At 45.0% G+C, this 12,169-nt stretch carries 12 protein-coding genes and 1 pseudogene; 11 read left to right on the top strand and 2 right to left on the bottom strand.

Annotation, left to right across the window (positions count from 1 at the left end; genetic code table 11):
• Positions 1-218 (bottom strand): hypothetical protein (locus RXV91_RS15090; protein WP_316440521.1); only part of this gene is annotated, 218 nt, incomplete at its 3' end.
• Positions 219-227: 9 nt separating this feature from the next.
• On the bottom strand, positions 228-1,058 hold the full coding sequence (locus tag RXV91_RS15085) for a transposase (RefSeq protein WP_316440520.1): 831 nt from the start codon (positions 1,056-1,058) through the stop codon (positions 228-230).
• 180 nt (positions 1,059-1,238) lie between these two features.
• Here RXV91_RS15085 and RXV91_RS15080 point away from each other — a divergent pair, with 180 nt between their 5' ends.
• The 11 genes and pseudogenes from RXV91_RS15080 to RXV91_RS15030 all read left to right on the top strand — a co-directional run bounded on the left by RXV91_RS15080 (position 1,239) and on the right by RXV91_RS15030 (position 12,147).
• On the top strand, positions 1,239-1,964 hold the full coding sequence (locus RXV91_RS15080) for a transposase (protein WP_316440519.1): 726 nt from the start codon (positions 1,239-1,241) through the stop codon (positions 1,962-1,964).
• 35 nt (positions 1,965-1,999) lie between these two features.
• Positions 2,000-2,398 (top strand): IS3 family transposase, encoded by a 399-nt coding sequence (locus tag RXV91_RS15075; protein ID WP_316440518.1) that lies wholly within the window; start codon positions 2,000-2,002, stop codon positions 2,396-2,398.
• A 30-nt stretch (positions 2,399-2,428) separates the two neighbouring features.
• Positions 2,429-2,839 (top strand): annotated as a pseudogene (locus tag RXV91_RS15070) (transposase); the annotation flags it as partial.
• Between the two features lie 620 nt (positions 2,840-3,459).
• Positions 3,460-4,368: a glycosyltransferase family 2 protein gene (locus tag RXV91_RS15065; protein ID WP_316440517.1), complete on the top strand. Its 909-nt coding sequence runs from the start codon at positions 3,460-3,462 to the stop codon at positions 4,366-4,368.
• Between the two features lie 32 nt (positions 4,369-4,400).
• Positions 4,401-5,333 (top strand): glycosyltransferase family 2 protein, encoded by a 933-nt coding sequence (locus RXV91_RS15060; RefSeq protein WP_316440516.1) that lies wholly within the window; start codon positions 4,401-4,403, stop codon positions 5,331-5,333.
• Between the two features lie 526 nt (positions 5,334-5,859).
• On the top strand, positions 5,860-6,993 hold the full coding sequence (glf, locus tag RXV91_RS15055; protein ID WP_316440515.1) for a UDP-galactopyranose mutase: 1,134 nt from the start codon (positions 5,860-5,862) through the stop codon (positions 6,991-6,993).
• A 21-nt stretch (positions 6,994-7,014) separates the two neighbouring features.
• Positions 7,015-8,142 carry a polysaccharide biosynthesis protein gene (locus tag RXV91_RS15050; protein ID WP_316440514.1) on the top strand — a complete coding sequence of 376 codons (1,128 nt, stop codon included), beginning with the start codon at positions 7,015-7,017 and terminating at the stop codon, positions 8,140-8,142.
• A 5-nt stretch (positions 8,143-8,147) separates the two neighbouring features.
• The gene (locus RXV91_RS15045) at positions 8,148-8,771 is read left to right on the top strand and encodes a polysaccharide biosynthesis protein (protein WP_316440513.1); all 624 of its coding nucleotides are present in this window, start codon (positions 8,148-8,150) and stop codon (positions 8,769-8,771) included.
• Positions 8,758-9,975 (top strand): polysaccharide biosynthesis protein, encoded by a 1,218-nt coding sequence (locus tag RXV91_RS15040; protein WP_316440512.1) that lies wholly within the window; start codon positions 8,758-8,760, stop codon positions 9,973-9,975. Before RXV91_RS15045 ends, RXV91_RS15040 begins: the two co-directional genes overlap by 14 nt.
• Complete coding sequence (locus RXV91_RS15035) at positions 9,975-11,075, top strand: polysaccharide biosynthesis protein (protein WP_316440511.1); 1,101 nt, start codon at positions 9,975-9,977, stop codon at positions 11,073-11,075. Before RXV91_RS15040 ends, RXV91_RS15035 begins: the two co-directional genes overlap by 1 nt.
• Complete coding sequence (locus RXV91_RS15030; RefSeq protein WP_316440510.1) at positions 11,068-12,147, top strand: acyltransferase family protein; 1,080 nt, start codon at positions 11,068-11,070, stop codon at positions 12,145-12,147. Before RXV91_RS15035 ends, RXV91_RS15030 begins: the two co-directional genes overlap by 8 nt.
• Positions 12,148-12,169: the final 22 nt, after the last annotated feature.

The raw sequence follows: 12,169 nt of genomic DNA, 5'->3' as shown, positions 1-12,169 counted from the left end.
TCCTCTGAAAATTGATTACTAGGATTCAGAACTTGTCTTAAACGGGGAATATCGCGATACTTAATGGCGCTTCTTAGTGTGTGTAAGGCATCATAGGCTCGCCTTAGTTCTGGATCGAAATCTAGCATCGCTTCGATGACTTGATTTTGAGTATGCAGCCCAGGGATAAAGGAATAGTGCTGATAGTTTTTAATATCAAGTTTTTCATTAGGCTTCAATAATAATTTCTAATATCGCTTCAGGGCCTTATACTTAGTATTTGATTTGGCAAATTGTTTCATGACACGAATCCGAGTTTGATTAAAGCCCACTACTGCCGACTTCACGACGTGAAATCGGTCAGTAACGATTATCGCCTTTGGAAATACTGAGACTAGCTCCGGATACGTATAATTCATATCCGTCACAATAACTTTGACACCCATTCTGGCCGCTTTTGTGTAACGCTTAAAATATTTTTCAAGACTCACAAGGGTTCTTGATTCTAAGATATCTATAAATTGATGGGTTTGCCCATCCATAAAGACGAAACTCATTGAACCATTGGCGTCCTTAGTTGACTTGATTTCATCCATGCAGATGACGCTTGGTAACCAATCATAATGGGTTAATAAATCCCGTTCGTAGGTCTTTAAAACTGAGACCACCGTACTATTTGAAATGTTTAACTCCTGAGCAACATGTGTCATCGTGACTGGTTCGCTCAGTTTCTCTAAGCAAGCGAAACGGACATTATTAGAAATCGTATGATGCCGTTGCGTTAGCGTAGTTGCTGCTAAAAAATAGCTTCGACAGGCTTTACACTTAAAGTTGCGTTTCCTTAGATGCAGGATGACGTCGCGCTCACTACTCTTTAGCAGTTTAACTTGCACTTGTCGCCAACCATATCGAATAATCGTTTTTCTGTTCACCACACCACATCTTAGACAGGCTTTGGGACGATAGTCCAAAACTGCTTGGGCCTCGAGGGGCCCCTTTTTTTGACTATCGCTGATAATCCTTACTTTTTTTATGTTTGGGTCTTTAATTCCTAACAAGAATTTAGTATCCTTACTCATAGGGGTATAGTCGCTTCTTTCTCTTGAAATGTGGTAGTGGATAGATATAAGTCTGCTGACTATATCTCTTTTTTTGCACTTTTTTAATATACCATGATTAAAATACATACAAAAATATCTGCTGCCAGTAATCAAGTTTTCACTTAATTACCAACAACAGATATTATAGAACCATTTTTTATGGGCCAAAAAGGTTCAAGGTACAGCCTGGAAGAGAAAATCTTCTATATCGGATTGGTAAAAGATGGTGTATCGGCTAATTCAATCCGCCGAGAATACGGTGTTCATGATTCACAAGTGGCACAGTGGATCATGCGCTATGATGATGGTGGACCAGAAGCGCTAAGTAGTCGCCGACACCAGCGTCTATACCCAGAAGAGCTTATGCTGGAAGCGGTCCAAGCATATCTAGCAGGCGGTACTTCATATCCACAGTTGGTCAGACAATACGGCATTCCAAATCATTCCGTTATCTATCAATGGGTTAACCGGTATACTAGTGGTAAACCACTCATAACTACTAGGAGGGCCACCCCAATGAAAGACGGTAGGAAAACCAATCAGATTGAACGAATCGAAATTGTACAATGGACCATTGCCAATGAAATGAACTATGGCGCCGCGACCACCCACTTCAATGTGTCTTATGGACAAGTGTATGCCTGGGTTAAGAAGTTTAAGCTAGGCGGCCCAGACGCACTCGCGGATCGTCGAGGTAAAGCTAAAGAAGATAACGGTAAATTAACTGAATCAGAACTTAAAGATCTTGAAATCAAGCGCCTCAAAGCACGGCTAGAACATGTCTCTACAGAGGTCGCAGTATTAAAAAAACTCCAAGAGTTCAAAAGGATAGATGCCCTTCAGAAGAAAAATATCAAACCGTTCAAGCGCTTGCGCAAAAAGTAAATCCCGACACTAATCAATCGTATGGTATCAGCTTTATGTGTGACTATGTTGGGATCTCTCGTGCCGCATACTACAAGTGGACTCATCGTGAAGTAACTGCGTATGAACTTGAGAATGACGCAATATTAAACTACATTATTGTGCGTGAAGAAGCCAAAAACTACATTTACGGCGTCCGTACTATGACAATGTACATCAACACGGAAACGCCTTACCATGTGAGTCAAGGCCGAGTGAGGCGCATCATGCGTAATCACGGAATCTACTCGTCAATTCGGGTGGTCAAGCGAGACCGTAGGGCAGAAAAGAAGGAATACATCCTCGCCAATAAATTACTCCGCGAAGATGGTAGCCATGACTTCACTCCTGTACAGCCGAATATTACTTGGGTGACCGATTGTAGTGAGCTGAGATATGGCGTAAAGAAGGAATAACAACTGCGTTAGAGTGCCGTTAAAGATCTTTACGACGGTAGTATTATCGCATGGCAGATTGCCAGTACCGAGACGACACAGCTTGTGACCGAAGCGATGAAGCGGGCACTGAAAGCCACCCACGGCGTTAAACCTGAGATTCTACACTCTGACCAGGGATCGGCTTACACATCAAGTGCATACAACACGTTACTGGCTGGAGAAGGCATTGTGCACAGCATGTCTCGTCCGGGGACCCCAGGCGACAACAGTCCAATGGAGAGCTTCTGGAGTCAATTTAAAACCGAGGAGTTGGCATTCAAGCAGCCACTCTCCGAAATCGAGCTCATTAACATTATCAAGGAGTACATCAGTTGGCATAACACGGAAAGACGCCAACTAACACTAAACGGCATGACCCCGGAAGAATACCGGAATCATGCCGTTCAAGAAAGTGCATAAGATTTTAATTATTTAATTGTCTACTTGACACGGAGCCGCTCCGAGAAACAATTTAATAACGTTAAAAGATATGAGAGCAAAAAGGTTAACATATAATCGGAAAACAATTTATGTTGGCGTGGAAATGGCGTATTTTACCATCCAAGTGATTTCAGATTATGCTGTTGAATTAATGGAAGAAGGAATTGATGATAATCTTATTAATCGATTTGCATATTGAAATATAGGTTTGACATTGATTATTTATCGTGATTATCCAGAGGGAAGACCATTGATGGATGCATTCGACAAATAGATTGCACAGAAAATTGAAAAGGATTAAGAAAGTGTTGCATCACAAAATTAGATTCGATAACTAGTTTTGCGATGTGTTTTTTAATTTGTTTTGAAATCAATGCATGTCTTTGATAACTATATAGCCAATGATAGGCATTTTTCCAAACTAACCTTAAAATACGCCCAATCCCTCCTAAAATCAAGTTTAAATATTTCATCCTAACCACCACATCTAGCTATAATCAAACTAGACTAGTATAATGAAAAATTACTTGAAGCGGCTAGTCAATTTAACTGACTAATTTGGATTAGTTTTGAGTGATCATAACAATTTGGGGGAACTTATGACAAAAATTGCGTGTGTGATTGTAACCTTTAATCGTAAAGCGTTACTGGCGGAAGCCTTGGAGAGCGTTTTAACGCAACGGGAACCACCTGAGTATGTGTTCGTCATTGACAATGCATCGACTGATGGAACTGAGGCAGCGGTACGCCAACAATTTGATTTTGATGGGCAGCGACTAACGTACGTGCGTTGTGACCAAAACCTTGGTGGCTCCGCGGGTTTTGCGACTGGTATACGCTTAGCCTTACGAACGGATTGTGATTGGATCTCGATTTCTGATGATGATGCTATTTTTCAACCGGGCTACTTCATGGCCATGCGTCAAGCGATGACAGCTCATCCTCAACAAGGCGTTTTTTCTGGTTCAGTCCAGTTACCGAATGGCCATCATGATGCGATGCATCGCGAAGTGATAACGAATTCGCAGACGTTGACTGTTAAGCCAATTGCTGAAGCTGACTATGCCCATGATTTCAAATACGACATCTTTTCCTTCGTAGGTATCTTAATGAGTCGCGGCATTGTTGAACGGATTGGGTTACCTGAACAGGATTACTTTATTCGGTTTGATGACTTTGAATACGCGCTCCGGGCTCGCAAGTATGGCCAGTTTCTAAATGTCCATGCCGCGTTGGTTCTACACAAGACAACGTATACTCGTGCCGCCATTGCACCATGGAAGGAATATTACGTGATGCGCAATCGGCTGGCATCGTTATTCAAGCATCGTGGTCAGACTCGGATCACCCGCTGGTATGCCCGCCGCTTTTTAGCGCGCAAATTATTCGCCATCCTGCTTTTTCGGGATAGATGGGGCCAAGCAGGGCCACTGATAAAAGCGTATGTTCAAGGCTACCGCGATGGGTGGCATGATCGGCTTGGGCGCAATCAGGATTATTTACCATAAGGACGTTAGGCTAAGACAAGGAGTGGACAAACATGCAATATGGGGCGATTGTGGTAACTTTCAACCGCAAACAATTACTAATCGAATCAATTACGGCGCTACTGAATCAGACGATCCCACCCGCGAAAATTATTATTATTGATAATCATTCGACGGATGGGACCAAAGCTGAATTACAAACAGCTGATATTTTGGCTAATCCAAGTGTTGATTACCGGTATTTGACCAAAAATATCGGTGGTGCTGGGGGCTTTGCTCGGGGGATGCAGATTGCGGCGGCGGATCCGAACTTGGATTGGGTTTCAATGTCCGATGACGATGCCATTTTTGAGCCAGACTATTTTGAAAAACTAATTGCTTATCAGCAAGGCCATCCGAATCGCCAAATCTTGACGGGTAGTGTGTATATTGAGGATGGCCGTTTGCAAGCGGATCAGCGGAATCGATTCACTAATTGGAGCACCTTTCAAGCACAGGCGGTCCCTGAACGTGAATACCGCGGTAATTTTGAGTTTGACCAGTACACTTTCTGCGGCGTTTTCATGAGTGTGGCCGTGATCAAGCAAGTGGGGGTGGCGGACGCTGGCTACTTTATCTGGTGGGATGACTGTGAGTACGCGGTACGGACGGCCAAGCTAAGTCGACCGGTCAATGTGAGTGCGGCTAAATTAATTCACAAGACGGCTTTACCGTCCCTGGACTTCAAGTCTAAATTCGTCCCCGATTGGCGGCTCTATTACGGGCAGCGCAATCGCTTGATAACGATCAAGCGGTGGCGTGTAAACTCATTGGTCAGTCTCGGATGGTTGCTTGGGTTCTACGCCCGCTTAGCGATTCAACTCTGTGGACCGTTTTATCGTGGCTATCGTAAGATGGTTATCAGAGTTTATCTAGAGGCGTTGCGCGATGCGAGTCGCGAGCGTGAGGGCTTGAATCCCAACTTCATGCCGGGACAGAAGTTTTAACTTGGATGCGGTCGTGATTTGATCAATGAAAAGGGAGTCGTATACAAACGAAGCCAGTAATCATCACAATTCCAAGGCTGATTACTGAGTTAACATTAACTGGATCAACTTGATTTTGGGCATCCGTGTCATCATTTTAATAATAGACTAAAGCTAGTTGCGCCAAGAAAAGTAAAACTTCTTGGCGCAACTAGTTTTGTGTCTTGGGTTCATTTTAGGAGGAAAATCAAAATTTAATTTTTAGATTTATTTTGTAATTTGAACGAATAATTTTACTGTTTTTACAGCAATGTTTATTGGTATTTTGACCAGTGACCACCAGAAAGCATTCAGATGATTGCTTGTATTTAGTCGCAATGATTGAAACCGGTAATCATAATAATATTTGTTATTTAGATAGTAAACTGAATTTAACAAGCTCTGTTATTTGATTAAAACTCGTTATATCCGTATGTTGAACGATTGTTTATCGCGTAATGTTTGTTATAATTCACCAAGAACGAAGTTAATTTTTGGGGGAATTCACATGAACGAACAATACGATTATCTGGTGGTTGGTGCCGGACTATTTGGCGCCGTCTTTGCCCATGAAGCGGCCTTACGTGGTAAGCGGGTCAAAGTGATTGAAAAGCGAGCCCACATTGCTGGCAATATCTACACTAAGGAAGTGGCGGGAATCCAAGTCCACCAGTATGGCGCGCACATCTTCCATACTTCGGATCGTGAGATTTGGGATTACGTCAATCAATTTGCGGAATTTAACCGTTATACGAACAGTCCGGTCGCTAATTACAAGGGCCACATGTACAATTTGCCGTTCAACATGAATACGTTCAGTGAACTCTGGGGCGTTCGGACACCGGCAGAAGCAGCTGCGAAAATCGCGGAACAACGCGCGGCGGCGAATCTCGGTAATCAACAACCACACAACTTGGAGGAACAAGCAATTGCGTTGATTGGGACCGATATTTACGAAAAGCTGATCAAGGGTTACACGGAAAAGCAGTGGGGACAAAAGGCTACGGACTTACCAGCGTTCATTATTCGGCGGTTACCGGTACGCTACACTTACGATAACAATTACTTTAACGATACTTATCAAGGTATTCCCATCGGTGGTTATACGCAGATCGTTGAGAAGATGTTAGCTCATCCTGAAATTACCGTGGAAACGAACACCGACTTCTTTGCGCATAAGGCTGAATATCTCGCCCAATACCCAAAGATCGTCTTCACCGGGATGATTGACCAATTCTTTGATTATCAGTTAGGGGAGCTAGCCTACCGTTCACTGCGTTTCGAGACTGAAACGTTACCCGTTGATAATTACCAAGGTAATGCCGTGGTTAATTACACCGATGCAGAGACGCCTTATACTCGGATTATCGAACACAAACACTTTGAGTTCGGTAAGGGCGATGCGGATCAAACTGTGATTACGCGTGAATTTCCAGCGAACTGGCAGCGGGGTGACGAGCCGTATTATCCGGTCAATAATCAAACCAACAATACGCTCTACAAACAGTATGCGAAGCTCGCCGCGGCTGAACCGCAAGTCATCTTTGGTGGTCGACTAGGCCAGTATCGCTACTATGACATGCACCAAGTGATTCACGCGGCCTTAGTGACAGTCGCGTCGGAATTTGCAACGACCAAATAAAAGAATGTGTGATGATTGAAGATGAGAAAACGGCTAGCAATTGTGTGGGGGAGCCTAGCATTGCTCGCGCTATTATTGGGATATGCTTGCTACGCCCTGAGTATTCAGCGCGGTCAAGACACGGTCACGCGGATTTATCAAACTGATCAAAATGGGACGCCGATTATTTCACCCGGGCCGATTACCTTAGTAGGTAAGGCCAATCACCGCAATTTATTTCAATCTGGTATTAACGGCTATGTCTTAACGAATCACGATCCGTTGTCGACTTTGTTGCCGCGCCGTAATCAAACAGTGCGTCTAAAATATCGTTCTGCACAGACGACGGCGGAGCTACGCAAGACGCTACGTCAAGCCCAGTATTTACAAGCCGGTACTCAGAATACCGCCACGCCGGTCTTTCAAAATCGACAGCAGCGTGATGATGCGACAACGTACGGTCGTATCAGTACTAGTCATGACGGGCGGATATGGACGAAACTCCCAATTAGTTATCCGCATGTGCAATTGTCGCGGCCGAGTGTCTGGTACGCGAATGGCCGCTTGACGTTGATAGATGGGCAAGACCGTTACTGGACGACCAATTTTAAAGATTGGCAACATCAACGGTTGAACTTTAACGGGGCTGATTTTAAGCAAGGTCGGGTTCAAGCCGTCCTTCCAGGTACGACTCGTTCAGCGGTTGTCGTGGTTCGCGGCATTGATCGCCAAAGCAGTCGCGCCAAGCTCTATTATGGTCAGCTCATGAAGACTGGCCGGGTCAAAGCTTGGCACGCGTTACAACTAGGGAAGCTTCCAGCGCGCCAAGTCGCTGGAATGAGCTTGATTGATCAACACTTATACCTGTTTCGTCAACGTGGTACGCAGTTGGCCATTTATCGTGCCAATCGGTTGACGCGTCCGGTCAGATTGGTTGGTCACGTTAAGCTAAATCATGCGCAGTCACAACGAGTGACCGCGGTGAATTTGATACCGACTACCAAGGCTCGTTACCGGCTAATATTTGACTTAACGACAGCTGAAAAGGTTCAGAAACAGCCACGTTATCGGTTGTTTGATCGGCGATTTAAAGCAGTGGGGCAGCAGCATCTATTGGTCACTGATTATCTCTGGAGCCAATTTCAAATTAGTTTACGTGGGAGTGAGTGAGGCACATGAAGGTACAGCCAAAGGAACGCTTTAGTCTAGCGTGGCGGTGGTTGCCGCTCGAATTGCTGATCATTATGCTAAGCGTCGGCCTTGGATGGGCAGGCAATCGGTGGCTACCTAAGCCGGTGTACCAAGCATCTGTTGATATTCAGATTGCGCAAACGCCGCGTTCAGGGCTGTCAACAGCCCGTCTAAAACGTCAGCGACGCCAGGATATCAAAGCTATCACGCAGTTCAACGTGATGCCACACCAGAGTGCGGTGCTGACTCAAGCCAGCACTTATGCCTATGCGCATTATGGCGTTTGGCAACCGATTCAGGAACTGAGTGAGTCGGTCCAAGCGGCACCAGTTGCGCGGCGACCAGTCTTACGGGTGACAGCAACGAGTAGTTCACGGCAAGTGGCCCAGCAGAATGCTCAGGCGTTCAATGTGGCGATTAAAGCTAATCTGACGGGCTTAAAAAATTATCGAGTGAAGACAGTTAAACGTACCGTAACGCGTGAGACGAACGTGATCCGCGGGGCACTTTGGAAGCTAATATTAGTTGTTGGGGGCGGGTTAGCATTGTTGAGCCCGTACCTCGTGAAATATGGTCAGGGTTGGAGGCGGCACGATGATGAGACATAAGGTAGCAAGTTTACAGCAGCATCGTAATGCGCTCTATCTGAGTATCTTTGGAATCTACTTAGCTTCGGTAACGCTGCAAACAACGACTTTTAACGATATGATCCCACATCGAGTAGGTGTTTTAGTTGAACTTGCGACCTTGGCCGCACTGTTAGGACTGGTCGTTTGCTTAGATGCGTTGACGCTAACCCAAATTATTGGTGAAGTTAGTTTACTCGTGCTGGTAACTGTCGTGACACTCACATCGGGGGCGCATTACTTGATGCCAACAGTCATGTTAGTTATTGGGGCTCGACACGTTTCGTTTCGCCAGATTATTCAAGTTTATCTGGGGGTCGTTGGGACGATTTTATTGGTAGCATTGGTTGCTGCGGAAGCCGGACTAATTAAGAATATTACGTTTACAACCGCAGATGGACTACGCCAGTCATTTGGCGTCGTGTATACGACTGATTTTGCGGCTCATATCTTCTATCTCTGTGCAGCATATTTATACTTGTTGGCCCGTCGGTTTCGACCAGTGGCGTTACTACCCGTGATAATAGGGTTGGGAATAATTTACCAGTTTACAAAGACGATGACGGATGTGATTGCCCTAGTAGCCTTGGTTGGCGTGTATCTGCTTTATATTTATCGCCGCCAGCTTCGGTGGTTGAGACCGATGCTCAGGTATAGCTTTTTAATGTTACCGATTGCCAGTGGCGCGATTATCGGTTTGTCGAATGTGTTTAATTATCAGGACCGGCTATTAGTAATGCTCAATAATGCCTTATCCACGCGGCTTGCATTGGGAAATAATGCGTTGTTAGCCTATGGGGTCAAATTATTCGGTCAGGCCCCAATTCCGATTAATGGCTGGGGTGGTGACCGAGCCGATTCATTTACTAATGGCGTCGGTACAGCAACCTATTTTTTTATTGATTCATCATTCTTAAATATGTTGATTTCATATGGCTTACTATTAACGCTAGTTCTGATTATCGGCATAACCTGGTTTTTGTATCAACGTACACGGCAACATGATTACTTATTACCAGTGATCTTTGCGGCCATTGCTATCAGTAGTATGTTTGACCAGCATTTCTTAGAAGTCACATATAACGTCTTTATTCTGATGTTATTCGCTGATTTACCAAATTATCGTACGGCGGTCGGTCCTGAATTTGAGCGACCCGTCGTTATTCAAAGGGGGGCGTCGTACTGATGAATCATCAACAGGCTTATCGGGTTCAACGGTTGGTCTTGATCATCGCCCTGATGTTAATTCTATTCGGTGATACCGGAATGAACGCGGTATTTAGTTTTAGTCACCAACCACAAAGTATTTGGTTTTATCCACAGTTGGTGGTTGCATTGATTACAGCGGCGGGGCCGAACTTATTGTTGATGGCTCTGGGTGCTTATCAGTTGCGGCGTCCGGCCTTATCAGTAACGAAACTCGTTCGCCACGTTTTATGGTTAATGGGGGGGATTACGTTATTCTCACTAGCATTTTACCTTGAGGACTTAGTTATGCAACGGAGTTTAGCTAGCTTTAATGTTGCTGATTTCTTGACAGCGTTAGCCCAAGCACCCGTTGGCTTCTATGGCATCTTGTATGAACTACTGGGGTTCTTTGTCACCTTGCCCCTGTTACGAGTGATTGCCCACCATGCAAGTATCGTGATTCAGCAGTACTTGTTTTGGGTTGAATTAGTATTCATTGGTATGGTCCCAGTCTTGGTATATTTCACTGGCTTGACAACGATCAGTATTGACTCACCATTAGCTATTACGGCCGGTTGTTTTTTTGCCTTAATGGGTTACTGGTTGAGTCAAACGCATGTTTTACAACGCATTACTAGGGAGCACCTATTAATCGCATGGTTATTGACAGTGGGCTGTTACGCCGTGATGGTGTCCGTTACAATGTATCAGGTCAATCTAGAAAAGAATTTCGACCTAATCAGCAGTCAACCGTTTGCACAAACTTTTCAAGCGATTCCGTGTCTGACACTATGGGTGACGATTGCCACCTGGATGATGAATCGACCGCGCGCAACGGTCGCATGGCGACATAATTTTGTTCAAACTGTTTACGGCAGTTTACTCGTAGCCGGCCTACTGATTGACCCATTTATGGGTATTAATCGATGGTTAACACCAATCATAGGGGCGTGGTGGTCCGGCTGGTGCTTGAGCGTTGCGGTATTGATTGTTAGTGTCGAACTAGTGTGGTTATTACGGCGTGTTCATTGGTTACAGCGATTATTGCCAGATTTATTCGGTGGTTTCCAGTCAGTAGGGGGTGCGACCGATGGGTAAAAGAATTGAGTGGATTGACATTGCGAAGGGGATTGCGATTCTAGCGGTTGTGATCGGTCATACCTTAGGCCCCTACAACGGACAATTCTTCGGTAGTTTGATCTTTGCTTTTCACATGCCAATTTTCTTCATGTTAAGTGGTTATTTGTACCACCCACGGTCCGTACAGCAGGAATGTCGGCGGGGAGTAATCAACTTACTACTCCCTTATCTAGCAACTGCTGTGGTGCTTTTGACCCTGAGTGCCGTGGCTCGCTGCTTACCAAATCCACTGCTTAATGCCTACTTTGCAAGCTGGCGACGAGGGCTGATCGCTACCTTATACGGAGCTGGTTCGGAAGTGTTCAATCCGTGGCACTGGCAAGTTCAACCAATTGGGGCTGTGTGGTTCTTGCTCAGTATGTTCATTGCGATGCAGTTATTTAATGGTGTGATGTTACTAACCGCACACCGTCATCAGCAGTTGCGCCAAGCTGTTGTTCGGGGTGGGATGTTTGGTATCTTCGCAATTCTAGGTGGTTGGCTTGGTCAGGTGGTCTACTTACCATGGGCAGTTAACGCCGCCTTATTAGCACAAGTTTTTTTGTACGTTGGCTACCTTGTTAGACAAACCGACTTGCTAAGTCGGATGTCACCAGCTTGGTATTTGTTATTCACGTTTATGTGGCTGGTAAGTGCCTTTCAAGGCTATTTTGCACTAACCGTCCCGATGTCACCTAATTTGTTAATTAGCATCATGGGCGGTATCGCTGGCAGTTTGTGTATCATTCGCATCAGTGACTGGTTTAGTCATTATCCGAATGCTCAGTTGGTTAAATGGTTAAAGCACTACGGTCAGTTATCACTAGTTGTCCTGTGCTTTCACCTCGTCGATTTAAACGTGATTGGCATTGAAGGATGGCTGACAAGCCACTTGATGAATCACATGGGACCACTAGTGACGACAATTATTGGAATTAGCTATCGGATCGGTTTCGTGACAGTGGCCATGTTGACAATTCCGCATCTTCCGGGAATTCGAGTTTGCTTTTTACCTCGGCAGTATTTATTTCGTCGAGTATCGCACCGTTAAAACAATATGTACAGTCCAGTAA

Source organism: Lactiplantibacillus sp. DA1 (assembly GCF_032681335.1).
Lineage (GTDB): Bacteria > Bacillota > Bacilli > Lactobacillales > Lactobacillaceae > Lactiplantibacillus.
Note: the sequence above shows the minus strand (reverse complement) of the source record. Positions and strands in the feature narration are given on the sequence as shown.

Bases quoted from the DNA above. Each gene is read 5' to 3' on its own strand.
- RXV91_RS15080 (WP_316440519.1), top strand. From the start codon at position 1,239: ATGGGCCAAAAAGGTTCAAGGTACAGCCTGGAAGAGAAAATCTTCTAT.
- RXV91_RS15075 (WP_316440518.1), top strand. From the start codon at position 2,000: ATGTGTGACTATGTTGGGATCTCTCGTGCCGCATACTACAAGTGGACT.
- RXV91_RS15035 (WP_316440511.1), top strand. From the start codon at position 9,975: ATGAATCATCAACAGGCTTATCGGGTTCAACGGTTGGTCTTGATCATC.
- RXV91_RS15045 (WP_316440513.1), top strand. From the start codon at position 8,148: ATGAAGGTACAGCCAAAGGAACGCTTTAGTCTAGCGTGGCGGTGGTTG.
- RXV91_RS15050 (WP_316440514.1), top strand. From the start codon at position 7,015: ATGAGAAAACGGCTAGCAATTGTGTGGGGGAGCCTAGCATTGCTCGCG.
- RXV91_RS15085 (WP_316440520.1), bottom strand. From the start codon at position 1,058: ATGAGTAAGGATACTAAATTCTTGTTAGGAATTAAAGACCCAAACATA.
- RXV91_RS15030 (WP_316440510.1), top strand. From the start codon at position 11,068: ATGGGTAAAAGAATTGAGTGGATTGACATTGCGAAGGGGATTGCGATT.
- RXV91_RS15040 (WP_316440512.1), top strand. From the start codon at position 8,758: ATGATGAGACATAAGGTAGCAAGTTTACAGCAGCATCGTAATGCGCTC.
- RXV91_RS15065 (WP_316440517.1), top strand. From the start codon at position 3,460: ATGACAAAAATTGCGTGTGTGATTGTAACCTTTAATCGTAAAGCGTTA.
- RXV91_RS15060 (WP_316440516.1), top strand. From the start codon at position 4,401: ATGCAATATGGGGCGATTGTGGTAACTTTCAACCGCAAACAATTACTA.
- glf (WP_316440515.1), top strand. From the start codon at position 5,860: ATGAACGAACAATACGATTATCTGGTGGTTGGTGCCGGACTATTTGGC.